At 49.0% G+C, this 255-nt stretch carries 1 protein-coding gene; it reads left to right on the forward strand.

Annotated elements, in window-relative coordinates:
• On the forward strand, nt 1–255 hold a 255-nt coding region (locus P0G09_RS20825; protein ID WP_275253631.1), incomplete at both ends, for a hypothetical protein.

Raw genomic sequence — 255 nt, forward strand, 5'->3', positions numbered from 1 at the left:
GCAAGGATGATGTGGTCACATTTGAACAATTAGGCGTAGATAGGTTATTTGTGGACGAGAGCCAGAACTACAAGAACCTATATCTTTACACCAAGATGCGCAATGTTGCTGGCCTTTCTACCTCCGAAGCACAGAAGTCCAGCGATATGTTCGGCAAGTGTCGTTATCTGGATGAAGTGACTGGCGGGCGCGGCGTGATTTTCGCAACGGGAACGCCCATCAGCAACTCCATGACGGAAATGTACACACTGATGC

The sequence above is a fragment of the Faecalibacterium sp. DFI.5.82 genome (assembly GCF_029076575.1).
Classification (GTDB): domain Bacteria; phylum Bacillota; class Clostridia; order Oscillospirales; family Ruminococcaceae; genus Faecalibacterium; species Faecalibacterium duncaniae.